This is a genomic window from Mucilaginibacter xinganensis, from assembly GCF_002257585.1.
Taxonomy (GTDB): Bacteria; Bacteroidota; Bacteroidia; order Sphingobacteriales; family Sphingobacteriaceae; genus Mucilaginibacter; species Mucilaginibacter xinganensis.
Map to the genome: position 1 here is coordinate 688,874 of NZ_CP022743.1, position 24,767 is coordinate 713,640.

The 24,767-nt window shown below is 44.3% G+C and carries 19 protein-coding genes; 12 read left to right on the forward strand and 7 right to left on the reverse strand.

The genetic code is table 11. The annotated features are described in order from the left end of the window. Positions 1-2 precede the first annotated feature (2 nt). Entirely contained in the window at positions 3-2,009 is a 2,007-nt protein-coding gene (locus tag MuYL_RS03085; RefSeq protein WP_094569131.1) for a fibronectin type III domain-containing protein, read from the forward strand. Between the two features lie 466 nt (positions 2,010-2,475). Here MuYL_RS03085 and MuYL_RS03090 read toward each other — a convergent pair whose 3' ends face one another. Both MuYL_RS03090 and MuYL_RS03100 read right to left on the reverse strand, forming a co-directional pair. Continuing rightward, positions 2,476-3,216, reverse strand: coding sequence for a M17 family peptidase N-terminal domain-containing protein (locus MuYL_RS03090; protein WP_094569132.1), 741 nt, complete (start codon positions 3,214-3,216; stop codon positions 2,476-2,478). Between the two features lie 195 nt (positions 3,217-3,411). Next, positions 3,412-4,086: a MarC family protein gene (locus MuYL_RS03100; RefSeq protein WP_094569134.1), complete on the reverse strand. Its 675-nt coding sequence runs from the start codon at positions 4,084-4,086 to the stop codon at positions 3,412-3,414. A 493-nt stretch (positions 4,087-4,579) separates the two neighbouring features. Between MuYL_RS03100 and treA the strand changes: the two genes are divergently transcribed. From treA to MuYL_RS03115, 3 genes are all read left to right on the forward strand, one after another. After that, positions 4,580-6,154, forward strand: coding sequence for an alpha,alpha-trehalase TreA (treA, locus tag MuYL_RS03105; protein WP_094569135.1), 1,575 nt, complete (start codon positions 4,580-4,582; stop codon positions 6,152-6,154). A gap of 144 nt (positions 6,155-6,298) precedes the next feature. Continuing rightward, on the forward strand, positions 6,299-7,120 hold the full coding sequence (locus tag MuYL_RS03110) for a thiol-disulfide oxidoreductase DCC family protein (protein WP_094569136.1): 822 nt from the start codon (positions 6,299-6,301) through the stop codon (positions 7,118-7,120). Between the two features lie 24 nt (positions 7,121-7,144). Next, positions 7,145-8,065: a TIGR01777 family oxidoreductase gene (locus MuYL_RS03115; RefSeq protein WP_094569137.1), complete on the forward strand. Its 921-nt coding sequence runs from the start codon at positions 7,145-7,147 to the stop codon at positions 8,063-8,065. A 15-nt stretch (positions 8,066-8,080) separates the two neighbouring features. On the opposite strand, the gene MuYL_RS03120 is transcribed toward MuYL_RS03115, so the two are convergent. After that, positions 8,081-9,088, reverse strand: a complete 1,008-nt coding sequence (locus MuYL_RS03120) for a DUF3078 domain-containing protein (RefSeq protein WP_094569138.1) — start codon at positions 9,086-9,088, stop codon at positions 8,081-8,083. 276 nt (positions 9,089-9,364) lie between these two features. On the opposite strand from MuYL_RS03120, the gene ffh reads away from it, so the two are divergent. Further along, a complete protein-coding gene (ffh, locus tag MuYL_RS03125) occupies positions 9,365-10,690 on the forward strand; it encodes a signal recognition particle protein (protein ID WP_094569139.1) in 1,326 nt (441 codons plus the stop codon). A gap of 60 nt (positions 10,691-10,750) precedes the next feature. On the opposite strand, the gene MuYL_RS03130 is transcribed toward ffh, so the two are convergent. Further along, a complete protein-coding gene (locus tag MuYL_RS03130; RefSeq protein WP_094569140.1) occupies positions 10,751-11,950 on the reverse strand; it encodes a DUF1501 domain-containing protein in 1,200 nt (399 codons plus the stop codon). 73 nt (positions 11,951-12,023) lie between these two features. Then, positions 12,024-13,403: a DUF1800 domain-containing protein gene (locus tag MuYL_RS03135; protein WP_094569141.1), complete on the reverse strand. Its 1,380-nt coding sequence runs from the start codon at positions 13,401-13,403 to the stop codon at positions 12,024-12,026. A 362-nt stretch (positions 13,404-13,765) separates the two neighbouring features. On the opposite strand from MuYL_RS03135, the gene MuYL_RS03140 reads away from it, so the two are divergent. The 5 genes from MuYL_RS03140 to MuYL_RS03160 all read left to right on the forward strand — a co-directional run bounded on the left by MuYL_RS03140 (position 13,766) and on the right by MuYL_RS03160 (position 19,752). Next, positions 13,766-15,751 (forward strand): DUF3857 domain-containing protein, encoded by a 1,986-nt coding sequence (locus MuYL_RS03140; RefSeq protein WP_094569142.1) that lies wholly within the window; start codon positions 13,766-13,768, stop codon positions 15,749-15,751. A 5-nt stretch (positions 15,752-15,756) separates the two neighbouring features. Continuing rightward, the gene (locus MuYL_RS03145) at positions 15,757-17,697 is read left to right on the forward strand and encodes a DUF3857 domain-containing protein (RefSeq protein ID WP_094569143.1); all 1,941 of its coding nucleotides are present in this window, start codon (positions 15,757-15,759) and stop codon (positions 17,695-17,697) included. A gap of 10 nt (positions 17,698-17,707) precedes the next feature. Continuing rightward, positions 17,708-18,349 carry a leucyl/phenylalanyl-tRNA--protein transferase gene (aat, locus tag MuYL_RS03150; RefSeq protein WP_094569144.1) on the forward strand — a complete coding sequence of 214 codons (642 nt, stop codon included), beginning with the start codon at positions 17,708-17,710 and terminating at the stop codon, positions 18,347-18,349. Between the two features lie 126 nt (positions 18,350-18,475). Then, positions 18,476-19,066, forward strand: coding sequence for a crossover junction endodeoxyribonuclease RuvC (ruvC, locus tag MuYL_RS03155; RefSeq protein ID WP_094569145.1), 591 nt, complete (start codon positions 18,476-18,478; stop codon positions 19,064-19,066). Positions 19,067-19,212: 146 nt separating this feature from the next. After that, positions 19,213-19,752: a hypothetical protein gene (locus tag MuYL_RS03160; protein ID WP_211710238.1), complete on the forward strand. Its 540-nt coding sequence runs from the start codon at positions 19,213-19,215 to the stop codon at positions 19,750-19,752. A gap of 72 nt (positions 19,753-19,824) precedes the next feature. On the opposite strand, the gene MuYL_RS03165 is transcribed toward MuYL_RS03160, so the two are convergent. Together MuYL_RS03165 and MuYL_RS03170 are read right to left on the reverse strand one after the other, a co-directional pair. Further along, positions 19,825-20,613 carry a GDSL-type esterase/lipase family protein gene (locus MuYL_RS03165; protein WP_094569146.1) on the reverse strand — a complete coding sequence of 263 codons (789 nt, stop codon included), beginning with the start codon at positions 20,611-20,613 and terminating at the stop codon, positions 19,825-19,827. Positions 20,614-20,668: 55 nt separating this feature from the next. Continuing rightward, on the reverse strand, positions 20,669-22,720 hold the full coding sequence (locus tag MuYL_RS03170; protein ID WP_245845752.1) for a prolyl oligopeptidase family serine peptidase: 2,052 nt from the start codon (positions 22,718-22,720) through the stop codon (positions 20,669-20,671). 420 nt (positions 22,721-23,140) lie between these two features. On the opposite strand from MuYL_RS03170, the gene MuYL_RS03175 reads away from it, so the two are divergent. Together MuYL_RS03175 and MuYL_RS03180 are read left to right on the forward strand one after the other, a co-directional pair. Beyond that, a complete protein-coding gene (locus MuYL_RS03175) occupies positions 23,141-23,785 on the forward strand; it encodes a (2Fe-2S)-binding protein (protein WP_094569148.1) in 645 nt (214 codons plus the stop codon). Beyond that, the gene (locus MuYL_RS03180; RefSeq protein WP_094569149.1) at positions 23,782-24,762 is read left to right on the forward strand and encodes an FAD binding domain-containing protein; all 981 of its coding nucleotides are present in this window, start codon (positions 23,782-23,784) and stop codon (positions 24,760-24,762) included. Before MuYL_RS03175 ends, MuYL_RS03180 begins: the two co-directional genes overlap by 4 nt. Positions 24,763-24,767: the final 5 nt, after the last annotated feature.

Genomic DNA, 24,767 nt, shown 5'->3' on the forward strand with positions numbered 1-24,767 from the left:
AAATGCAAACTTTTAAAAAAATAATATTGGCAGCCGGCTTAGTTTTAGGATACACTATAAGTATGGCACAAACCACCAGGCCAAGTGCGCTTGCGGGACCAAAGGGGATTTGGGTAATTTGCGGTGACGCGTTGCCGAAGAATTTTAGTTACCAGATATCCCGGCAAAAAAACAATGGCGAATGGCTAACCGTGGCAGAAGTAAAAATGCCGCGCTCGAAAGATGAGATCCAGGCCGATCTGATAAACACCGAAAGAGCCGCAGGTATTGATATTGCCCCGCTTGATGCCGCGCGCTTGCAATTAATTTGGGATAGGATAACCCCGGATATTATTACCAGTTCGCCGCCGGAGTTGTATGAGGAATTAGCCCTGCGGGCGGCAACCGGCACCGCATGGTATGATGCAACTGCTGATAGTGCCACCGTGTACCGGTACAAAGTGAAAATGATAACCAGCGGTACTGCAATCCCGGAGGCGGAAACAAATATCGTTAAATACCCGCAGGAAAAGTTTGTTACCGATATCAGGCCGGCAGGTTTTGATCCTTCGCGCCAGGGCTTTCACGGTGAATTTGTGATAGTGGACAAGGGCACGATGGTAAGATGCAAAATTTTAAGGAGCTATTACCTGCGGTCGGGTTATGAAGAACTGGCAAGTGTTCCTTTGTTTGTACAACGGAGCGGCAAAACTTACATTAGTTTTTACGATAATACCGCAGTTGCAAAAGTGCCTTATACGTATGCTATTTTACCGATAGATGCCGCCGGGAACCGCGGTATTGCATCGCCGCTTTTAAAAGCGTTTGACGTGCCCGATAAAAGCATAGAGCCGTCGGTGCACGATTTCAGGACTCACTCAGACGAAGTAAAAAAAGGCATTCGTTTAAGCTGGAAAGTGAACGACGCAAAAGTGATAAATGCCATTGAAATTTACCGAAGCGATAGTTACAATGGCAAATATTTTAAGTTAGCCACTGTTCGCCCTGCGGATACTTCCTACCTGGACCAACAGCTTAAACCTATTGACGAATATTTTTATACCATAAAGCTGGTAGGGTTTTACGAAACGTCGCCCTTATCGCCCCGCGTGCCGGGCGTGTTAAGAGCCAGCAACAGAAATTTGTTTCCTCCTCAAAACTTACGCATAAAGCAGGATAGCAATAAAGTAACCCTAATGTGGCAAAAAAACGAAGGCGATACCCGCGCTTATTATATTTACCGGGCACCAAGCAACGGGGAGTTGAAACAAATTGGCGCACCCATAATTACCGACAGTGTGAATGTAAGCTTTACAGATAAACTACCGGCAAGCAATGGCAAAATGGTGTACACTTATGCCGTGGCCGACGAAAATACATCTTACGCAATTAGCCCTAAATCAGCGCGGGTTTATGCCTACAGTGCAGGTAATACTACTTTACCTATTCCCTACGATTTGAAGGTGCAAAAAACAAACGGCAATAAATTGCTGGTTACCTGGGCAGACATGAATAAGGAGAAACAACCGTTCGGTGGTTATATGCTTTATAGGCGGGTAAACACTGTTGACGGAAAGATTACCGAAGCCGTGCCCGTAACCGTTAAAATCATATCGGCAGGCATAAATTTTTATCTGGACAGCCTTATTAGCGATGGTGCAACGTATTCATACAGCGTACGCACCGTTGGGTTTGATGGTAAAAAATTGGGCAGCCCAAGCAATCAAGCTTCGTTTACCATACCTGCTGAAATACCGCTGTCCGTAGCTAACATCAAAGTATTCCCCATGCAGAAGGCAGTAAAGTTAAGCTGGAATAATCCCATGGGGCAAAACATAAAAAGCATTCAAATTTATCGTGCGCTTGAGGGCAAAGCTGCACAGCCAATTGCTACGCTTGATGCCGGTATGCAAACTTATACTGATAAAGATGTGGCATCGGGCTCAACTTACTTTTACATTTTTACTGTATCAAATACCAAAGGTCGTACCAGCATTAAGACAGACGCGGTTGGTATCCATTTGGATTAACACAGTAAACTGTATGGATAAATATTAATAAGCCGGGCATTGAGATTAGGTTAACATTATGTTAAGTAAAAATACTAAATTATAGTAAAGAGGTAATTAGGGTGAACTGTATTCGCCATTGTCCCAAATTATTATGTTAAGTAAGGGTCACTAAAATTAGTATTAAAACAGGATAAAAATCTGTAAATCAAATCATTGCAGGCTTCTGTTTTTTGGTCAAAACACCATGATATGTGGATAGGCCGAACCTGATTGACCCCAGCTGCGAATTTAGATTTGATCACAATGAGTGTTGAAATACAGTGTATTATATCCGCAAGATAAATTGGCGAAGAGGATGCAACGTAAATGTTTTTTCCACGTGTACTACTATAGCTAAGTTCTCCGCAGCTATTCCAATGTTTGGTTTTATGATATTTTGTTTGATGGTTTTTTTAAATGATAAAAGTGCCCGGTAAAGCTTACTTTATTGATGATAGTTTTGGATGAATTGGGTGATTGCGATGCCGGATACGTCAAAAAATTGCTGCCCGGCAAGCAATGTTATTTTTAATACCGGCTTTAGTTGTGCTGCTTTTTTTGATTCAAGGTAAAGCTCTGTTTCATAGCCGTCCATAGTCCCCTTGAGTACATTATTGATGATAAGTGCTGTGGGTGAATCTAGGCCGCCATCTTTAAGATCACTGGCATGGGCGTAGCTGGTTACGCCAAGTCTTAAGGCTTCTCTTATCTCCAGTTTTCCTACTTCAATCATTATATCGGGTGTGAATTTGGAACGGTCGCCCAGGCCTATTAACATTAAACGTTTGGCACCTATTATTCCTCTTTGCGGGTTGATAAGCAGCGTTTCCAGAGCATGTCCCGAAAATTTGCCGCTTTTTCTGAGATCTGTAAACAGGCCATTCAGTTGCTTATCGATGTGATACAATCCGTTAGCAGCGGCGGGTAATGCAGGTGCGTTAAATATATCACCCTCCTGATATTCAAAAACGCAAATGAACTGTAACGGCGTAACCTCGGCAGATGGGCTTTGCACCATCCCTTCTATCGAAATACCATGAAGCTTTCCAAATATTTTATGCGTACCCACCGGCTCAATATGTGCCTTATCCTGAGCCTGGGCTGTTGAAATAAAGATTGATAGCACAACGGCCACGATAAAGCTGCGTTGTGTAAATCTGAAAAAAGGAGATTTTTGAGTTTTCATATATTTCTGTCTGAAATTTAAATGATATTCCCGAATTGGTTTATACAGTATTTTATGATTTGGAATTTCGCTGTTGATATACCCGGATTTGCCCTAAATGTAAGTATTCGGAGTCGGGTACTGCTCGCAACTTATCCCACAGGCTTAAATTTCCTATCCGTAAAGCGTTCTATATTATTTAAAGTAGTTATGGTATTATAAATTAAAAAGGCCTTTTATACCGGTAATAGCAATCTGAAGCCCAACGCAGAATATCAAAAATGAGATTATCCTGTTGAATATCTTTTCGCCATTTGAACCCAGGTAATCAACCAGCGCTTTGGTATTCATGTAAAAAATATAGATGAGCACGCACATAAAAATGATTGAAAGTAAAATGGCTCCTGTATTGATAAAATAGCTTTTCGCATCGGGCGAGGCGCTATGTGCACTAAGTGTAAATAAAACCGAAATTGTACCGGCTCCTGTTGTGATGGGAAAAGTGATGGGGTAAAATAATTTGTCCTCAATGTTACGGTATCCCGATGGTTTCACACTATCACGAAGGTCGCCTTTCGGGTTGTCGTCCTGCTTATCTGACGTAAGGAACTCCCAACCCATTTTGCAGATCATTATTCCGCCAGCCAATTGAATGACCGGGACGGAAATGCCGAACAATTCCAGGATCCAATGACCTGCAAACAAAGAAACGGTGCATATAAAAAAAGCATAGACAGTAATTTTATTAACCGCCTTTCGCTTTTCAGCCCGATCAAGATGAGCAAAGTATGGAAGAATGATAAAGGCAGAACCTATAGGGTTAACTACAGGAAATAGTGCAATGATGCCTATGAAGAGCGAGTGGATAAACGGATGGAAAGATGCAAACATTTTAAGCAAAGAAAATTATGACGTCATAAATATAATAACAATAGGCAGCTTCTCTTTTTTTGATGCCGATTAAATTCTGCATATCGTATTTCAGTTCATCTTTACATTCATGGCAAGGGCTTCTTGTTGAGATTGTTGGAACATATAAATTATATGTTCAGTTTAAAATAGACATCTCAAAAAGTTCTTTTCTATAAGCTTGTTTAACTATACTTTTGCCTTTATTTATCCTCGAAACCCGCTGCATTATACAAATCAACCATAAAAGAAGTCAAGTTTTGTAGTCTAAGGTCTCACTTTCCTAAATCCCGCGAAACTCCCATAAAATTTACCGATTCCTTTTTTAAATAGATTATACCATACAAAAGCCTAACTGACCTCTTCATACCTCCTGCTCAATTTTGTTTGTACGCGTTTAAAAATGATTTGAATATATTTGATAACCAATTATATCTGAACCGGTACCATTTTATATTGATATTTACCTGTGGCTATGAAAAAATTACGGTTAACCCTATTCCTGCTGTTTGTTTTTGTAACGGCTTATGCACAAACCAAATCGCCGCGGCAATGGTTTCCGGGTTTGTTTGAGGCGGTGCAGCTTTCGGATGTGTATCCGGATAATAAAACCTTCGTTGATGCTACGCCAAAGCGTGAGCCGGAACTTATTATGAAGGATTACGCCGACCAGCACAACAAGCCGGGATTTGACCTGAAAAAATTTGTCGATGAAAATTTCACTTCGCCTGTTTTGCCGAACGGTGGTTTCAAAACCGATGTTTCTTTAGGTGTCCGCAAACATATTGATACGTTATGGCAGGTGCTTTACCGGCATCATGGCAAGGTAAGCAGCTATTCATCACTCATCCCGCTGCCAAATGATTTTATTGTACCCGGTGGACGTTTCCGCGAGATCTATTACTGGGATTCCTATTTTACCATGCTTGGCCTGCAGCAAAGCCATCAAACGATTATCATGCAAAATATGGTTGATAATTTTGCCTACCTCATCAATAAATTCGGGTTTATTCCTAACGGTAACCGTACCTATTACTTAACGCGGTCGCAGCCACCTTTCTTCTCTATGATGGTTGACCTGCTTACACATGATAAAGGCGAACAACTGCGGGTGAAATACCAGCCGGAGCTGTTAAAAGAATATGCGTTTTGGATGGAAGGCGCCAAACAGTTAAAGCCCGGGCAGGCGCACCGTATGGCGGTGCGGATGCAGGGAGGGGAAATCCTCAACCGCTATTGGGATGATTCAGACAAGCCCCGCGAGGAATCATTTAAACAGGATGTAAACGCAGCAAAACTAACCAAACAAAAACCGGGCGATTTTTACCGGAATGTGCGCGCGGCGGCTGAGTCAGGATGGGATTTTAGCACCCGCTGGTTTGACGCTTCGGGTAAACTAGAGAGCATCCAAACAACAAATATCATCCCTGTGGATCTGAACTGCCTCCTTTACCATTTGGAGCTTTCTATTGCACGCACCTACCAGTTACAGGGAAACGCGGAAATGTATAAGCAGTATTTAAGCAAGGCCAATATCCGCAAAACGGCTATCCAAAAATACTGCTGGAGTGCCGTTAAAGGTTGGTTTATGGACTACAACTGGAAGCTTAAAAGGCAATCGCCGCAGCAAACCCTGGCCGGAACCTTTCCGCTGGAGTTTAAGATTGCCGACAACCTGCAGGCGGCAAAAATCGCTGCAGGCTTAAAAACCAAATTCTTTCATCCGGGTGGGCTGGTTACTACATTTAACCGGTCGGGGCAGCAATGGGACAGCCCCAATGCCTGGGCCCCGTTACAGTATATGGCCATTAACGGCTTAAACAATTACCATAAAACCACGCTGGCAACCACTTTTGCCGAAGCCTGGATCAATACCAACCTCAATATTTTTAATGCTACCGGCAAGCTGATGGAGAAATATAATGTGGTGGACACCGACACCAAAGCAGGCGGGGGCGAATACCCCTTGCAGGATGGCTTTGGGTGGACAAACGGCGTGCTGTTGAATTTAATGGATAAGTTTAAGCCGGGAAAAGACATTAAACAATAGGTTGAATTACTCGCATAATTTTATTTTCAATAATTACTGAAAGTTTAAAATATTATCTATATTTGTGGTGTGCAATCACAATGCATATATCAGCCGGGAAAGCTGATATATTTTTAAGCATATATTTCATTAATTACTGAAAATATGAAAACATTAGAAAACCACATGATCCTGTTCGATGGCGAATGCCCCATGTGCAGGGTGTATACAAAAGCCTTTGTGAAAACCGGGATGCTGGATGCTAACGGCCGCGAGCCTTATCAAAACAGGATAGACGACGTTTGCCCGCTAATTGATAAGCAACGCGCCGTAAACGAAATTGCCCTGGTTAACTTAAGTAACGGCGAGGTAACCTACGGCGTAACAAGCATCTTTAAAATTTTAGGCAATGCCTGCCCTATATTCGGGCCATTATTTGCCTTTAGGCCGTTCACCTGGTTAATGAGCAAGCTGTATGCTTTTATTTCATATAACCGCAGGGTTATTATTCCCGCTGATGAAAGTGGGAACAGCTTTAGTTACCAGCCCACATTTAAAATACACTACCGCATAGCTTACCTGCTCTTCACCTGGTTTTTTACCGGTTATATCCTAACTGCTTATGCGCATTTGCTAACGCCAATGGTGCCCCTGGGCAGCACATGGCGCGAGTATATGATCTGTGGCGGACAGGTCCTGTTTCAGGGCGCCATAATCAGTGCGTTCGCGGCAGATAAGCTTTGGAACTACCTGGGTAATATGATGACCATCTCTTTTGCGGGCAGTTTGTTGTTGCTGCTTCCCCTGGGGCTTAACAGCTGGTTTAATATGCCGCCTTTGTTTTTTGCGCTGTACTTTTTAATGATTGCCGGGTTGATGTTTTTAGAGCACATTCGCAGAACCAAACTGATGGAACTGGGCTGGACGATGACCATAACCTGGGCTTTATACAGAATAATGTTACTGGCCGTAATATTGTTTGTTTAGTATGGATGCTTATAACTTATTGAAATGAAATACAAAAAGATAGTGCTTGCCGGCGGTAATGGTTACCTGGGCAGGGTGCTGGCAGATTATTACAAAGATAAAGCAGCTGAAATAGTGATATTAAGCCGCCATGAAAAACAAGTGGAACAAAATATCCGCACCGTAACCTGGGATGGTAAAACCCGCGGTAAGTGGACCGCCGAGCTGGTAAATGCCGACCTGCTGGTAAACCTTTGCGGTAAAAATGTTAATTGCCGGTACACCGAAAAAAATAAAGCGGAGATCTTAGCGTCACGCCTGCAGCCAACTGAACTGTTGGGTGAAGTGATCCGCGATTTGTTTGAGCCGCCAAAACTGTGGATCAATGTTACTTCAGCAACCATCTACCGCCATGCGGATGACCGGCCCCAGGATGAAGAGACCGGCGAAATTGGCACAGGGTTTTCTGTTGATGTTTGTACCCGGTGGGAAGCGGCATTTAATAAATATGAAACCCCGAAAACGCGAAAAGTGGCTTTGCGGATGGCGATAGTGCTTGGTCGCAACGACAGCGCTTTCCCGCGGCTGCTTAATTTGGTAAAGCTGGGAATGGGCGGTATGCAGGGTAACGGCCGGCAGTATGTTTCATGGGTGCATGAACACGACGTTGCCCGCAGTACAGAATGGCTGCTGGATCATCCTGAAATGAACGGCGTATTTAATTGCGCTGCCCCTGTCCCGCTAAAAAATGCAGACCTGATGCAGGTTATCCGCAACGCTTATGGGATGCCCTTTGGCCTGCCGGCACCTCAATGGATGCTGGAAGCCGGTGCTGTACTAATAGGTACGGAAACTGAGCTGATCTTAAAAAGCCGCTGGGTATTGCCAGCCAGGCTGTTAAAAAGCGGGTTTAAATTTGAATATGAAACTGCAGCCGAAGCAGTAATGGCTATTTTGAATAAATAGCATTAAGCAAATTTATCAGGGAAACTTATACACGACTCCCATTGCTATCCCTTCCGTTCCCTGCACACTTGATGAAGTATTTTTGTCATACAGGAAGGTGCCGTTTACAGTAAAGGCAATCAGGCGGCTTACCTTGGCTGTTAACACCGCATCAACACGATGGCTGGTGTAGGCCAGCGCCTGCTGGTAAGGGATGAACAGCGCGTAACGGGCGTTAAGGTGCATGGTTTTAGTTATGTCCTTGTCGTACACGGCAACCACAGAGAACGCCAACTCGTTATAGAGCCTTTTGCCAATAGGTACACCGTAATTGCTGGGCTGGTTGTGATAAATTGTAGTATCCACCACAAAGGTCTGCCGGGCAGTACCGGTACCCAGCCTCAGATCGAAATACTTGGTGGGCTTAAATTCAAAACCTACCGATTCGGTTAAATAGCCCGGCGACAACAAATTGGAGATGAGTTGTGAAACATTGTGCCCTAATGAGTCTGTAGTATAATTAAAACCTTTGTCAAACTGCGATTCAAAGGTTAACGATCCGAAAAAGAACCAGTGTTTTGAAAGCTTAGAGGCTATTTTATTATCGAAAAATATGCGGTCGTTGGTTTTACGCGAACCCTGACCCTTGTTTTTTGAAATGCCGTAGATAAGGTTCAGCTCGGAGGTGAAATCTAATGGTGATTTGTTGTATTCAATCTTATAATCAAAGTTTGATCCTAATGCAATGGCGCTGATACCCCCGGCGCTGTAATTGCTGCTAAATGCTGATTGGCTGAAGTTAAGCCCGAAAACCACAGCCTTGTGCCAGTAGCTTACCCGGTAATCCATCATGGTTACCGGAACTTCTTCCTGGTGGATTCTGATTTCCCTGAAGCGAAATGGCAATGGGTTTTTACCCGGTTCAATCCGGAATTTATTGAGCAGGTTAGTATCAATTTTTAACGAATCGGTTTTTTGTGCTTTGGCCGAAATAGCAATACCAAATAAAAATAAGAAAAACAGTGGGGTACCGGTTTTAAACATAGTAGCGCATTTTAGCGGTAAAGTGTAACAAAAAGGTATAAAAGCTTTTACTTACAGGCTTTAACAGTTAAGCGGCAAATTTATTATAATATAGTTAATAATGTTATAATGACAGGTGAATTTTTAACACGAAGGGTGCCGGTGGCCGGGCTTTGGAGGCAGTAATTTGCCATCTTTATTCGTGCAGATCTTAGTTATAACACATTCATCCTAAAATCTTTTAATCTTAGAAATCTTAGTTTACCTTTGCATTCTTTAATTTGAAGCATAAGTATAATGTTTGAAAATCTTTCGGATAAACTCGACAGGGCCTTTAAAGTATTAAAAGGACAGGGAACTATAACTGAAATAAACGTGGCCGAAACCATGAAGGAGATCCGCAAGGCCCTTTTGGATGCCGACGTTAACTATAAAACTGCCAAGGCTTTTACTGATGAAGTAAGGCAAAAGGCTATCGGTCAGAATGTGCTGACCTCAATTTCGCCCGGACAGCTGCTCACCAAGATCATGAATGATGAGCTTACCGAGCTGATGGGCGGCAGCACTGCCGATCTTAACTTATCAACCAATCCAACAATTATATTAATTGCGGGCTTAAATGGTGCGGGTAAAACCACGTTTACAGGTAAACTGGCGCATTACTTAAAAACCAGCAAAAACAAAAAAGTGTTGCTGGTTGCTGATGATGTTTACCGCCCGGCGGCTATAGAGCAGCTGCAGGTACTGGGTAAGCAGATAGACGTACCGGTATATGCCAATCTGGAATCAAAAGACCCGATTGCTATTGCCCGCGAAGGCATAGCGCTGGCGAAACAAAACGGGAATAACGTAGTGATTATTGATACCGCGGGCCGCTTGTCAATAGACGAAGCCATGATGGTGGAGATCGAGAACGTGAAAGCTGCCGTTAAACCGCACGAGATCCTATTTGTGGTAGATGCGATGACCGGGCAGGATGCGGTGAACACGGCCAAAGTATTTAATGACCGGTTGGACTTTACCGGCGTGGTATTAACAAAGCTGGATGGCGATACCCGCGGTGGTGCGGCGCTGTCTATCAAATCAGTAGTTAATAAGCCTATCAAATTTATTGGTACCGGCGAAAAGATGGAAGCGCTTGACGTTTTCCACCCTGACCGTATGGCATCCAGGATCCTGGGCATGGGCGACGTGATTTCCCTGGTTGAGCGTGCCCAACAGCAGTTTGACGAAAAGGAAGCTGCCGAGCTGCAAAAAAAAATCCGCAAAAACAAGTTCGACTTCAATGACTTTTTCAGCCAGATCCAGCAGATCAAAAAGATGGGTAACATGAAGGACCTGATGGGCATGATACCGGGGGTTGGCAAAATGATGAAGGATGTGGAGGTTGATGACAATGCGTTTAAAGCGATAGAAGCAATCATTCAATCGATGACGCCTTATGAGAAAAGCAACCCCGACAGTATTAACCAAAGCCGCCGTAACCGCATAGCGCTGGGGTCGGGCACTAACCTTGCCGAGGTGAACCGCCTGATAAAGCAGTTTGAAGATATGCGTAAGGTAATGAAGCAAATGAGCAATCCCGCAGCCATGGCCAACATGATGCGCAGAATGCCAAAGTAATTATATAAAATCCTGGTTTGAAGATTTGAAAATAACTCACCATTATTTTCAATCTTCAAATTATATAAAATTCAGCCCCTTAAATCCACCGCTTAATACCTGGTTGTTGTTCACATCAAGGCACTTATCGAGCAATGTGGCGTATACCTCTCTAAAATCAACCGTGTATTTAAGGTCGCCGTTATCTAGTTGCGACAAATCTGGCGCATTATTGTAAATGCCGGCTTTTTTCAGTTTGCCGCCAAATAGCAGGATATTATTGGCAGTGCCGTGGTCGGTGCCGTTGCTGGCGTTTTGTTCCACTCTACGCCCAAATTCCGAAAAGGTCATCACCAAAGTATCATCAAGTTTGCCGGTATTTTTCAAATCTTTAATAAAAGCCGCAACAGCATCGCCATAAATTTTCAATACCCGTTCCTGCTGGTTTTGCTGATTTACGTGTGTATCGAACCCGCTTAATGAAACATAATAAACCCTGGTTTGCAAACCGGAATTAATAAACTTTGAAACTGTTTTTAATTGGTTACCCATTGCTGTTGCCGGGTATTGGCCTGTTACCTGGTATGTTTTAGAAGTTTGCTGGATATAATTAGCCGAGGAATAAGTTTCGGCCATCGTTTTATAAAGATACCCAAGATTATCCTCGCTTAAATTCGCATCGCTATGGTCATGCACCAGCTCCTTAAAAAATGGCTCGCGGGTGGTTTGGTAAAGTTTGTTGGGATCTTCAACCGCTATGCCTTTCATTTTTGAGCCTTTCATGGCAAGCGACAGGGTATCATCCACCTCAATGGCGGTGTAGGGATTTTTACAGGTGGAGCAATTGGAATCAAGGTAGCGGCCTATCCAGCCGGTTGTTAAAAACTGGTTTGATTCGCTTGCCGTTTGCCAGATATCCATTGACCGGAAATGTGATCTGTCGGGATTAGGATACCCAACTGAATTGATAATGCCCATCCACCCCTGGTCGTATATTTCTTTTAATGATGACAAGGCCGGGTTTAACCCCTGCATATCGCTCAGCGTAATTACATCAGGTTTCTTAATGGCAATGGTGTTCCGTTTTTGATAATAAATATCATTGCCATAAGGTATAATGGTGTTCAGGCCATCATTTCCACCCGAAAGCTGGATGATCACCAGGTTTTTATAACCGGTTAAGCTGCCCGTTGCCAGCGCTTCCAGTGGCTTTAAAAAAGCGGGGATCATAAAAGCGCCTGAGGCCAGTGCCGTATTTTTCAAAAAATTTCTGCGGTCCATAATGGTTGTTTTATAGCGTTAATGGTTGATCAGGGCAGCCGTTGCGGCTGCTCAATTACAAACTATTCCGGTATTAACTTAATTGATACTCTGGTGTTGATACCGCCTGGATGGCTGCCGTTTTAATGTCAGCAGCATTGCTCAGCTCAATGCTCAATGTTTTAGTTATTTGCGGTTGCAGTATAAACTGTGCTATTTCCTGTTTTGAAACATTTGCTGGTACGGTCTTTAAAAACTTATCCCAATCAGGCTGTGACTGTACCTTTTCGTTTACAAATTGCTGCTGCTTGCGATTAGCGGCAATGTAAGCTTCCTCTTCAGGGTCGGCCTTGCCGGTAAAGTCAATCAGTCCGCCGTTCAATATGGTGGAAGGGATCTTCAGCCGGTACATTAAGGAGGAGCTGTCTATCCAGTTTCTTCCACCGGGCCATCCCGCCACGTTTGGCGGGTAAAAGAGCACCTGCCCCAGTACTTTTTGAAATTGCAGCAATACTTCCGGCCGCTGGTAGGTGATATAAAATTGCCTGTTTAAGCTAACCAAAAATTCAACCGGCGATTTCACCAGGTTGCCTATATTCCGGCCATCGTAAAACCAGGGGGCTGTAAAAACAAATTCCAGCAAAGGTTTTATGTTGTAATTATTCTTATAAAACACATCGGTCATCGCGGTTACAGCCACTTCATCAGGTGTTTCATTAACCAGGTATTTATAAAGTTTGGTGCATATAAAATGGGCCGTTTGTTTTTGCTCCAGCAGGCGGTTAATGATGTCTTCACCTGTTAAGTTGCCGGTTTTGCCCAGGAAAGTTTTTTCGCCCTCGTCATGCAAAAATGGGCGCATTACAAACTCGCCGGTTTTGTTAAACCCCCAGCCGGTAAATGCCCTTGCCGATTCTTTTACATCCTGTTCGGTATAGTTGCCGCGTCCTATGGTAAAAAGTTCCATCAGTTCGCGGGCGAAGTTTTCATTTGGATGGCCCTTGTGGTTTTGCTGGTTGTTTAAAAACTGGAGCATAGCCGGCGATTTAGACACTTCCAGCACCATATCGCGGAAGTTGCCAAGAGCGTTAGCGCGCTGTATGTTGTTCAGTTGCTGTGCATAAAAAGAATTGTTGGTGCGGCAGGCAAAGTGATTGTGCCAAAACAGGGTCATCTTCTCACACAGTACGGCATCGGTTGTGCTCATCCTGTTGACCCATGCTATATTCAGGTCTTTTTCCTCCTGCCTTTGCATTTGCAGCAGTTGTTTTTTTGAATCCTTATCGCCCTTGATCAGCATCGAGTAATCAATATTATTTGGAACACTGTTTATGGGCTCTTCATTTTCTGACGCGCGGAATAATGCATTAACTGCATGTTTTATTGATGAATTTCCGGCTCTTTTTCTGTCGTCAAAACTCAAACCAAAACCGGCCCTGGCATATAAGTGCTTTATCTGCTGTAAATTATCCATAATAAGGGTATTTTCCCTATTATGACTTTTCTTTTTGCCGATGGTTTAATCAATTAAAACGAGGCTTATTTATTTTTATAGTTAAAAATATTATTATATTCGGACTACCAAACCCTATTGATTGAAACGACTATTTGCGCTCTTGTTACCGGTTGTTGCGGTAATGAATTTTAAAGGGCAAACCCAACTATTTGGACAGATCGGCACCACCGGTCTGAAGTTAAGTTCGTGCGATTTGAGAAAGGAAATTTCCGCCTGGAAATTATCACATAAGCGTAACATCAATTCTTTTTGGCATCCAAACCATTATTCAGAATTTTAATAAACCCAACCAACCTGTAATTATATTTAACTAAATCACAATGAATAAACTTTTACCCGTTTTTGCACTTTTAGCACTATGTTTTTCTGTAAGAGCACAAAAGCCTGCGGTGGCCCCTTCAATGGTACAGGCTTTCGGAAAGATTGACAACGCCGATCTGGAGCTAAAAGCCTGCGATTTTGAAAAGGATGCCAATGCGGAGGTGCTTTTTGAGAAAGGCGACGTTTATTTCGGTGCCGACCTGTTGTCAATCACCGAGGAGATTCACAAACGCGTGAAGATCTTTAATGTTAATGGTAAAGGAGAAGCCGATGTACATATTAAGTATGTGAGCGGAAACCACCTGGAGTACGTGGGTAGTATCCAGGCTGAAACCATAAACCTTGTTGACGGAAAACAGGAGATCACCAAACTCGACAAAAAGCTCATCTACACCAAAAGTATCGACAAATACCGCAGCGAAATAACTTTTACGCTGCCCAATATTAAGCCCGGCTGTATAATAGAATATAAATATAACCTGAACGCTAACTCTTTTGCCGACTTTCCCGATTGGGATTTCCAGGAAAAGATCCCCGTACGCTACAGTGAGCTTAAAACCTCCATTCCTGATATTTTTTACTTTAGGGCAAATGCAAATATTTCGCTTCCATTTGCAAAGCGCACCACCACAAGTGATAGCAGGACTTTAATGGATGCCGGGCAGGCATTTTCATATAACCTTGAAAACGAAGAAAGGGGAATTGCTAATATTCACTCATTGCCTGATGAGCCATATATGTCGTCATACCGCGATAATGTGCAGGCCATTAGGTTTCAGCTGGTATCTATCAAACCTATGGGCGGCTTCGCAAAGTCATATTCTGATACCTGGGCTAAAGTAGGCGGCAGGCTTATTGATGACGAGGACTTTGGCGGACAGCTTAGAAGGAAAATAAACGGCGAGGAAGCTATTATAGCCAAAGCCAAAGCAATAAAATCAACCGATGAAAGAATATCCTATTTGTTTGCCGAGGTAAAAAACGCCATGAAATGGAACGGCAGCGATGACTGGTACACCAACGATGGCACCTACCGGGCATGGGAAAATAAAACAGGCAATTCAACCGAGATCAATCTTATTTTGTACCATTTGCTTAAAAAATCAGATATAGAGGCCTACCCGATGGTGGTGAGCACGCGCGAACATGGCAGGGTGCAGCCGTTTTATACTTCATTGGTGCAATTTAACAGGGGCGTGGTTTATGTACCGGTTGATACCTCAAAAAGCTACGTGCTTGATGCCAGTGGAAAATACAATATGTATAATGAAACCCCGGCGGAACTGCTTAACTCATCAGGCCTTTACATTGATAAGTCGAAGAATATCTATGACATTGTGTTGCTAAAAAAATCGATTCCCGTTCGCGAATCGGTTTTTGTAACAGCTGATATAAAAGCTGATGGTAAGCTGGAAGGCAACGCACAGATCAGCAGCAGCAGTTACAATAAGATAAATGCCGTTGAACGGTATAAAAAAGACGGCGAAAAAAAGTATATCGACTTTTTGCGTAATGATGATAATAACCTGAAAGTGGCGTCGCTTAAGCTCGAAAATATGGAAGTTGACTCGCTTCCTTTAATGCAGCGGGTTGATTTTAAAATGGACCTTGCCGGCTCTGACGAAACATACATCTACCTCAATCCTAACATCTTTACGCAATTAAAGCTAAATCCTTTTTTAAGCGAAAACCGGTTAACCGATGTTGATTTTGGTTATGCCCGTAACTATTCTGTAAACGGCATCTATAAAATGCCGGCTGGCTACAAGGCTGACGCACTGCCCAAAAGCGTAACGATGACCATGCCCGATAAGAGTTTTGGTTTTAAGCGGATTGTTGCTGAGCAGGACGGATCCATAATAGTACGCTACAGCGTTAGCTATAATGTAGCTGAGTACGTAAAGGAAAATTACGCAGAGTTTTTTGCTTTCTTTAAGAAGATGCATGAATTGCTGAACGAACAGATAGTATTGAAGAAAGGATAAGGAAAATGAGCGTTTATAAATGTTTGAAAGGCTTGGGTTTAGCTGCTTCCGTATCTTGTTTTACGATGCTGACAGCTTATGCCCAGGATAAAAATATCCCTAAGGAGCTGTACGTGGCGGCAAGTATTCCCGATTCATTAAAAGAAGAGGCCAACGCTGTGGTGCGCTACAGCATGGACGATGTGGAGGTTAAGGGCCCCGGCCACTCTGTTGAAAAGTTTCATACCATAGTTACTATTTTAAATGAGAAAGCTAACAGCGAAGCTGTAATAAGTTTGCCTTACAATCGTAAATTCAGCACCGTCAGCTCATTCGAAATGATAATTTATGATGCTGCCGGTAAACAGTTAAAAAAATACCATAAAGGAGACATGTATGAGCATGCTGCAGAAGATAATGTTACCCTGGTAACTGACGACCGCTTAATGTTGATAGGGCATACTATTGCAAGCTATCCCACCACGGTTGAAATGGTCTACGAAATTGATAACAGCAGTTTAATTGATATTGACACGTGGCATATTCAGCAGTTGGAACAGGCTGTTCAGCATTCATACTACCATATTGCTATAAGCCAGACAGCCGGTTTCAGGTACCTCAATAAAAACACCACAATTAAGCCCCAAAAGTCAACCATTAACGGAATGGACAACTATGCCTGGGAAGTTTCAAACCTAAAGGGGTATAAACTGGAAGAAGGCGCAGAGAAATGGCGGGTTTTGCCGAAAATTCAATTTACATCAAACGCCTTTGAGTTTTATGGCGTTAAAGGAGATTTTAGCAGCTGGCAAAGTTTTGGGAACTGGATAAAGGCATTAAACGCGGATGTATGTTCATTAACTCCGGCCCGCGAAGCCGAGATTAGAAAAATGACCGATACCATCAAAACGGATAAGGCAAAAGCGAGATTTTTATATAGCTACCTGCAGCAAAATATGCGGTATGTAAGCATTCAGTTAGGGATAGGCGGGCTAAAGCCGTTTGCGGCAACTTTTGTGGATCAAAAAAAATATGGCGATTGTAAAGCGCTTTCCAATTACATGGTGGCATTATTAAAGTCGGTAAATATTAAGGCATATTACACGATAATTAATGCCGGCGCTAACCAGGAGCCTGCAGAAGATGCATTTCCGAGTAACCGTTTTAATCATATTATAGTATGTGTGCCTTTTAAGGGCGATACCACCTGGCTGGAATGTACCAGCAACACCCAGCCATTTGGAAAACTGGGCTCCTTTACCGAAAACCGCAGGGGACTGCTGATTACCGAAGATGGCGGCCGACTGGTGAGAACACCGCGAAGCACCATGGACGATAACCGCTTTAACAGCGAAGTGCAAATAGTACTCGATGCAGACGGCGGAGCAAAGGCTAAAGTTAAAATTTTGGGTACCGGTGAGTACCGCTCGGAATACTTTGGTGTGGAATCATTAAAGGCAGATGAACAAAAGGAGTTTTTTCAGCGGGTACTTAATATGAAACAGCCTAACTTTTTTGAAATTAAACCATCGGGCGATAAAGATGGCGTAAAAGAGTTGAACATGGAGCTTGAATATGATAAGTTTTGTGATGTAGCCGCCGGCAACAAGCAATTTTATCGCCCAAAAGTATTTGACCTTTGGGGCGTAACGGTGCCGGTGCTTGAAAAGCGAAAATCGGATTACTACTTTGAATCGCCGGTGCAAAAAGCATGTGTTACTACCATTGATCTGCCCGCGGGCTTTGAAGTGGAAACCCTGCCCGCTAATCAAAGCTTAAAATTTGCTTACGGCACCTACGAAATAAGCTACTTATATGATGCAGCCAAAAACCAGGTTACCAGCAAGGCCAGTTTTAAACTAACCAACCAGGTTATCCCGGCTGCAAAATATACCGAGTTTCAGCAATACATGGATGCAGTTGCAAAAGCACAAAATAAAAAGCTGGTGATCCGTCATAAGGCATAAATTTGCCCGGATGATATTCAGGCTTGATGAACGTATTTTGTTTCCCGATCCGGAGCTTGCCGAGGAAGATGGCTTGCTGGCTGTTGGCGGCGATCTGTCGGCAGGTAGGTTGCTGCTGGCTTATCAGAACGGCATCTTTCCCTGGTATAGTGATGATGAGCCTATTTTGTGGTATTCGCCGCATGAACGGTTTGTACTTTACCCGGATGAGTTGAAGGTCTCCAAATCCATGCGCCGGGTGTTAAGTTCCGGAACATTTAACGTTACTACCGATAAATGCTTTGCAGAAGTAATAACAGCCTGCTCAGTAATGGAACGCGAAGGGCAGGACGGCACCTGGATAACAGCCGGCATGCAGACTGCATATATTGAACTTCACCGCCTGGGTTATGCACATTCGGTAGAAGTATGGCAGCAGGACAATTTGGTTGGCGGTTTGTATGGCGTACAAATAGGAAAAGTTTTTTGCGGCGAGAGTATGTTTAGCCGGGTGAGCGATGCCTCGAAAACAGCACTTATTTATTTATGCAATACCGGTTTGTTCAGCTTGATAGACTGCCAGGTGCATACCGCTCATTTAGAATCAATGGGTGCAAGGATGATCAGCAGGGTGGCTTATGCCGCTGCTTTGCAGGATGGGCAGCTGCCTTAGACCGGCTAAAGAAATAACAATTTTTATGCTAAAAAATACCGTAGTTTGCATTTAGCTGCGAAAATGAAATAGCGAACCCGGGCCGGCAAATTCAAACGCGGCCGGGTAAAATGCCAACAAAACGAAATGGAACTCCAAAAAGAACGCATAATATTAGGTATTGACCCTGGGACGGTGGTGATGGGTTACGGCCTGGTAAAGGAGGTGGGCACCAAAATAGAATTGATTAGCCTGGGCGTTGTAAAAATGGAGAAGATTGACGACCCCATGTTAAAGCTGCAGCGCATATTTGAAAAAACTGTTGCGCTGATTGATAACTATAACCCCGACTGCCTGGCAATTGAGGCCCCGTTTTATGGTAAAAATATTCAGGTAATGCTGAAACTCGGCCGGGCACAGGGTATGGCAATAGCCGCGGCACTCTCTCGCAGTTTGGTAATTACCGAGTATGCTCCGCGAAAAATAAAGCAATCCATAACCGGGAATGGCAATGCCACTAAAGAACAGGTGGCCGCAATGCTGCAATCGTTGCTGAAGTTTACAGAAACCCCGGATTTTTTGGACGCTACTGACGGGCTTGCCGTTGCCGTTTGTCATTCTTTTCAGCGAATCCCGACGGGTAAAAGCTCCGGAAGCAAGAAATCTTACTCCGGCTGGGATACTTTTGTTAAGGATAATACCAACAGGGTTGCAGGTTTAGCAAAGCCAAAAAAATAGCCCTGGCTATGTTTGCAGGTCATATTTAACTGTTGAAGCACAGTTTAACTCCTCAATTAATTCACCAGCGTGTTAACGAATATTAAAAATAAACTAAACTATTTATAATAATTGGTGTCTATCACTCAAACAACATCAAATTAATTATGAAAAAGTCAATTTTTATAGCAGCAATAATACTTAGCTGTTTATCAATTAAAATAGCAGATGCCCAGGTTCATGTGAGCCTTGGATTAAACATAGGGGTGCAGCCTGACTGGGGCCCTGTTGGATACGATCATGCCGACTATTATTACATGCCGGATATTGACACTTATTATGATGTGCCCGCCCATCGCTATGTGTATTTAGAAAATAACGTTTGGGTACACCGCACTTATTTGCCTGCCCGCTACAGCAATTACGACCGTTACCGCGGCTACAAAGTGGTAGTTAACGAACGTAACCCATGGGAGCGTAACACCGTTTACCGTACCAGGTATGCCGAATACAGGGGCCGCAGAGATCAGGTAGTGATCAGGGATAGTCGCGATGATCGCTATCGTAACCACTGGCATGATAATGGCAACCATTATGGCCAAAATAAGGATCGTGGTGACAGAGGCCGCGGACATGATGATCGTGGCGACAAGGGTAGAGATCATGGCGACAAAGGTCATGGACACGGACATGGTCACGATGATTAATATCAATCAAAACTAATAAACAAAACCCAGGCAATACAATGCCGGGGTTTTTGCTTTTAACGGGTTCATGCGCTATTTCCCCAGTTTCTTTAAAACTTTATTGATTGCTTCACCCCAAAAGTTACCTAGTGCCGCAGCGCCCTGCTTGTTGGGATGCAGATAAAATGTGCCGGCATGGCCATTCTCGGGCTGAAGATCGGTAGTGGCATGTTTTTTAAAATAGTCGAAAGCTTTGGTGTCACCCACAAAAACACGTTTTGGGAAAGTTGCCGCATAATCTGCCACCAGCTGATCTATCTGGGGAATGTAGTTTTGCAGGCGATCCAACCCCTCGGCGAGGTATTTGGCGCCATTGTAAGTGTTGGGACTATACCAAACCGGATGCTGAAAAATTACGATACTGCCCGGAAACTCCTTTAATAAACTATCAGCAATGGTTTTTAAGTTTTGGTAATATACCTCCGGGAATACGGGTGCGCCGGTGGGGCCTTCAACAGCGCTGTCATTAGTGCCCAGCTTAATAGAAAATATCAGCAGGGCCTGTTTATTGGTAAAGCTGCGTGCAGCTTGTTCCACCTCTTTAAAGGCCCGGTTTGTTGAGGGTAAAAAGTCAACCGTGGTAAAACCGCCGTGCCCCTGGTTGGCAAACGCCACCTTGCCGGCACTGCTTTGTTGTTCCAGGTAGTTTACGGCTATTGCAGGCGGTGCCTCGGTTGTCGGGTTGCTTAGCCCTGCGCCATAAGTTATGCTGTTGCCAATAAATACAATGTTTATATCCCGTTTTGCCTGCGCAGCCGTACCGGCAATAGCAAGCAACAGGGTGGCTGTGGTCAACAATAACATCTTAAGCTTGGTTATCATATAACAGGTCGGTTTTAAAATGGTTAGTTAAGCAATAGATCTGTAGCATTGCGTACTAAAATTTTACCCCCATGTTCCAGAACATAAATGCCCATTTATCTACCTGTCCGCTTATTACCTGCTCGGTGCTCTGTCCGGCACCATGTCCGGCCTTGGTTTCAATGCGGATAATGGTTGGTGCGGAGCCTTTTTGGCTTTCCTGCAATCGCGCAGCAAATTTAAATGAATGCGCAGGCACTACGCGGTCATCATGATCGGCGGTGGTAACCATGGTTGCAGGATAGTCGGCTGGTTTTAGCGCGTGGTATGGTGAATAATTATAGAGGTATTCAAACATTTCCTTGCTGTCTTCTGCTGTGCCGTAATCATAACTCCAGCCTGCGCCCGCAGTAAACTGGTTGTAGCGCAGCATATCCATAACGCCAACTGCCGGGAAGGCAACCTTGCACAGGTCGGGCCGCTGGGCCATCACTGCGCCAATCAATAAGCCTCCGTTTGATCCGCCCGAGATAGCCAGGTAATCTTTAGACGTGTATTTATTTTTGATGAGGTACTCAGCAGCTGCAATAAAATCGTCGAACACGTTTTGCTTCTTCATTTTTATGCCTGCCTTGTGCCATTTTTCGCCATACTCGCCGCCGCCACGCAGGTTGGGTACCGCATAAATGCCGCCATGTTCCAGTAATATGATGTTAGAGGTGCTGAAAGCCGGGGTAAGGTTAACACCAAACCCGCCATAGGCATAAAGTAACAATGGGTTTTTACCATTCATTACAGTGCCTTTTTTATAAGTGATCAGCATCGGGATCTTTGTTCCGTCTTTCGATTTATAGAATACCTGCTTGCTCTCGTATTTTTCAGGATCAAACTGTACGCCCGATTTTTTATAAACGGTTGAAGTACCGGTGGCAATGTCATATTTAAAGATGGTGCCAGGGTAAACGTAGTTTGTAAAGGTATAATAAGTCTCTTTTTCTTCCTGTTTGGTGCCGAAGCCGCTTGCCGTACCTATTGATGGCAGGTTGATGGTCCGCTCCAGTTTGCCGTCCATATTGTACTGTTGAACAAACGAGGTAGCATCTTTAAGGTATTCGGCAAAGATCTTTCCGCCGCCGGTGGTGGCGCTCAGTACATCGGCCGTAGCCGGGATCAGGTCTTTCCAGTTGACAGGTTTCGGGTCGGCGGCGTCAACGGTCACTATTTTAAAATTAGGTTCGTACAGGTTGGTCAAAATGTAAAGCTTGCTGCCAACATTGCCCAGTACGCTGTGCTGGTTATCAAAATTATCCACCAGGTTAATGATCAAACTGTTGGGATTGCTGAGGTCCTGGATGTAAAGTTCGTTTCCGGTGGTTTCTTTAGCTGCCGAGATAATTAAAAAACGTTCGTCTTCGGTTAAGCCGGCGCCAATATATCGCCGTGGTGTTTTATCGCCCCCAAAAATCAAAACGTCTTCGGTTTGCGGTGTGCCCAGCTTATGGTAAAACAGCTTGTGGTACTGCGTTATGCCCGCCAGCTGGCTTCCTGCCTTAGGTTTGTCATAACTGCTGTAATAAAAACCTTCGTTGCCGCGCCAGGCTATCCCGCTAAATTTTATGTCGGTGAGGGTATCGCCCACTATACTTTTATCGGCAGTTTTTACAACAATCACCTTGCGCCAGTCGCTCCCGCCTTCCGACAATTGGTAAGCGGCCATGCTGCCGTCTTTGGTAAAGTCTATCCCCTGCAAAGAGGTGGTGCCATCGGTCGAGAATTTGTTGGGATCAAGAAACACCTCGGGTGCGCCATCGCCCACCTGCCGCCATAAAACCGATTGCGCCTGCAAGCCATCATTTTTATAAAAGTAAGTGTATTTACCTTCTTTAAACGGGGCGCTGTATTTTTCGTAGTTCCATAATTGCTTTAACCGGGCGTGCATGGCATCGCGGTAAGGGATTTGCCCAAGGTAGGCCTGGGTAACCTTGTTTTCGGCTTCCACCCATGCCTTGGTATCTGCCGCGCGGTCGTCTTCCAGCCAGCGGTAAGGATCGGGCACCTTTGTGCCAAAATATGTATCAACAGTATCAACCTTTTTAGTTGTGGGGTAAGTTATAGTTTTCGTATTCATTTGTTGAGCAAAGGCAAAGCTGCAAAATAAAACAGCTGTAGATAAACAGGTAATCGTCTTCATTGCAAAATTGTGGGTTAGTACGCTAAGGTAGTATTTTTTGAGGAAGTCTGAAAAGCATCACCCTGCTGAAATCCGGTTAATATTCAAACGGTCAGCATCCCGGATCAGGCAATCCCGCTGTAATACCTGTAATACTTGTAAAGGGGAATAACAAACGTAACAAGTTTTACAAAAGGTATTCCCGTCTGCTCTAAAGCATTGCTCTAATGGGCCTGTTGTACATGCAGATAGCTATAACCCGCTGAATAAAAGCATTATATAAAATAAGATATAACGATATTTTTGTAATTTGTTTGTTTCCGGCTCGCAGGTTAAAAAAAAATATCCCTAACTTGTACTACTATAAAGCCGTTATTTATGGAAGACGAAAAAGAGCACGCTTTGCCCGGAGCTGAACCGGAGGCGAAGGATAATTCACGCCGTAATTTCTTAAAGCAGAGCACCTTGCTAACTGCTATTGCACTTACACCCGCTGCTGCTGTTAAAGCCGCCGGCGCACATGTTGATGAAACTATAGCTGCAGCATTTGAAAAAATGCCCGTAAAAATGGAGGTAAACGGGGTAACGCACAGCCTTTCGGTTGAGCCGCGTGCTACCCTGCTTGATATTTTACGGGAACAGCTTGACCTTACCGGTACCAAAAAAGGCTGCGACCATGGCCAGTGCGGTGCCTGTACCGTACATGTTGACGGGCAAAGGGTTAACAGCTGCCTAACCCTGGGCGTAATGGCCAGCGGTAAAAAAATAACTACTATTGAAGGGCTTGCCAAAGGCGATGAGCTGCACCCCATGCAGGAGGCGTTCTTAAAGCATGACGGTTTCCAGTGTGGTTATTGTACGCCGGGACAGATTATGTCGGCAGTGGCTTGTATCCGCGAGGGGCATGCCAATTCAGAAACCGAAATAAGGGAATATATGAGCGGTAACATCTGCCGTTGCGGGGCTTATCCAAACATTGTGAACGCTATACAGGAAGTTAAGGAAGGAGGGCAGGCCGTATGAAACAGTTTCAATACACCCGGGCACAAACACAGCAAAGCGCTTTAGAGGCCATTGCCAAACCCGGTACAAAAATAATAGCAGGAGGTACTAACCTAATCGACCTGATGAAACGCGGGGTTACCGCGCCTGATAAGCTGGTGGATATTACTCATCTGCCATTAAAAAATATCAGCACTACCAAAACAGGGATCCATATTGGTGCCCTGGCCCTGAACAGCGCGGTATCAGAAAATAGTTTGGTACTTGAAAAACAGCCGCTGTTAAGTATGGCGTTAAAGGCAGGTGCATCGCCGCAACTGCGCAATATGGCCACGGTGGGCGGAAACATGATGCAGCGCACCCGCTGTACTTATTTTTACGACACCACCATGCCCTGCAACAAGCGTGCACCCGGTAGCGGCTGCGGAGCAATGGAAGGAATTAACCGCATGCATGCTATTTTTGGCGCCAGCGATAAATGTATAGCCGTAAACCCAAGCGATATGAGCGTAGGTTTGGCTGCGCTGGATGCCGTAGCCATTATAGCCGGTAAAAAAGGCGAACGAAGAATTCCTTTTACAGAATTTCACCGCCTGCCAGGTGAACATCCGGAGCTGGACAACCATTTAGCCGCCGGCGAGATGATTACGGGGATAGAGATTCCGGATAATAATTTTGCGAAGAACAGCTACTACCTGAAGGTGCGCGACAGGCAATCATACGCTTTTGCGCTGGTATCGGTCGCAGCAGCTTTAGATATCAGTAACGGAACGATAAAGAATGCAAGGCTTGCAATGGGCGGCGTGGCGCATAAACCATGGCGTTTATTTGATGCCGAGAAATCGCTGATAGGCAAACCCGCTACCGAAGAAAGCTTTAAGCAGGCCGCACAGATAGCCATGCAGGGCGCCAAAGGCTACCAGTATAATTCGTTTAAATTAAAGCTGGCCCCGGCCACCATTACCGAAGCGCTGAAACATGCAGCAGGACTGGTTTAAGTTGA

What these genes read in the sequence shown, in the direction of transcription:
- MuYL_RS03120 (WP_094569138.1), bottom strand. Translation starts at nt 9,088, where the DNA reads ATGTTTAAAACCGGTACCCCACTGTTTTTCTTATTTTTATTTGGTATT.
- aat (WP_094569144.1), top strand. Translation starts at nt 17,708, where the DNA reads ATGATATTCAGGCTTGATGAACGTATTTTGTTTCCCGATCCGGAGCTT.
- MuYL_RS03170 (WP_245845752.1), bottom strand. Translation starts at nt 22,720, where the DNA reads ATGAATACGAAAACTATAACTTACCCCACAACTAAAAAGGTTGATACT.
- MuYL_RS03135 (WP_094569141.1), bottom strand. Translation starts at nt 13,403, where the DNA reads ATGGATAATTTACAGCAGATAAAGCACTTATATGCCAGGGCCGGTTTT.
- MuYL_RS03145 (WP_094569143.1), top strand. Translation starts at nt 15,757, where the DNA reads ATGAGCGTTTATAAATGTTTGAAAGGCTTGGGTTTAGCTGCTTCCGTA.
- MuYL_RS03085 (WP_094569131.1), top strand. Translation starts at nt 3, where the DNA reads ATGCAAACTTTTAAAAAAATAATATTGGCAGCCGGCTTAGTTTTAGGA.
- MuYL_RS03140 (WP_094569142.1), top strand. Translation starts at nt 13,766, where the DNA reads ATGAATAAACTTTTACCCGTTTTTGCACTTTTAGCACTATGTTTTTCT.
- MuYL_RS03100 (WP_094569134.1), bottom strand. Translation starts at nt 4,086, where the DNA reads ATGTTTGCATCTTTCCATCCGTTTATCCACTCGCTCTTCATAGGCATC.
- MuYL_RS03090 (WP_094569132.1), bottom strand. Translation starts at nt 3,216, where the DNA reads ATGAAAACTCAAAAATCTCCTTTTTTCAGATTTACACAACGCAGCTTT.
- MuYL_RS03175 (WP_094569148.1), top strand. Translation starts at nt 23,141, where the DNA reads ATGGAAGACGAAAAAGAGCACGCTTTGCCCGGAGCTGAACCGGAGGCG.
- MuYL_RS03165 (WP_094569146.1), bottom strand. Translation starts at nt 20,613, where the DNA reads ATGATAACCAAGCTTAAGATGTTATTGTTGACCACAGCCACCCTGTTG.
- MuYL_RS03130 (WP_094569140.1), bottom strand. Translation starts at nt 11,950, where the DNA reads ATGGACCGCAGAAATTTTTTGAAAAATACGGCACTGGCCTCAGGCGCT.
- MuYL_RS03115 (WP_094569137.1), top strand. Translation starts at nt 7,145, where the DNA reads ATGAAATACAAAAAGATAGTGCTTGCCGGCGGTAATGGTTACCTGGGC.
- ruvC (WP_094569145.1), top strand. Translation starts at nt 18,476, where the DNA reads ATGGAACTCCAAAAAGAACGCATAATATTAGGTATTGACCCTGGGACG.
- MuYL_RS03180 (WP_094569149.1), top strand. Translation starts at nt 23,782, where the DNA reads ATGAAACAGTTTCAATACACCCGGGCACAAACACAGCAAAGCGCTTTA.
- treA (WP_094569135.1), top strand. Translation starts at nt 4,580, where the DNA reads ATGAAAAAATTACGGTTAACCCTATTCCTGCTGTTTGTTTTTGTAACG.
- MuYL_RS03160 (WP_211710238.1), top strand. Translation starts at nt 19,213, where the DNA reads ATGAAAAAGTCAATTTTTATAGCAGCAATAATACTTAGCTGTTTATCA.
- ffh (WP_094569139.1), top strand. Translation starts at nt 9,365, where the DNA reads ATGTTTGAAAATCTTTCGGATAAACTCGACAGGGCCTTTAAAGTATTA.
- MuYL_RS03110 (WP_094569136.1), top strand. Translation starts at nt 6,299, where the DNA reads ATGAAAACATTAGAAAACCACATGATCCTGTTCGATGGCGAATGCCCC.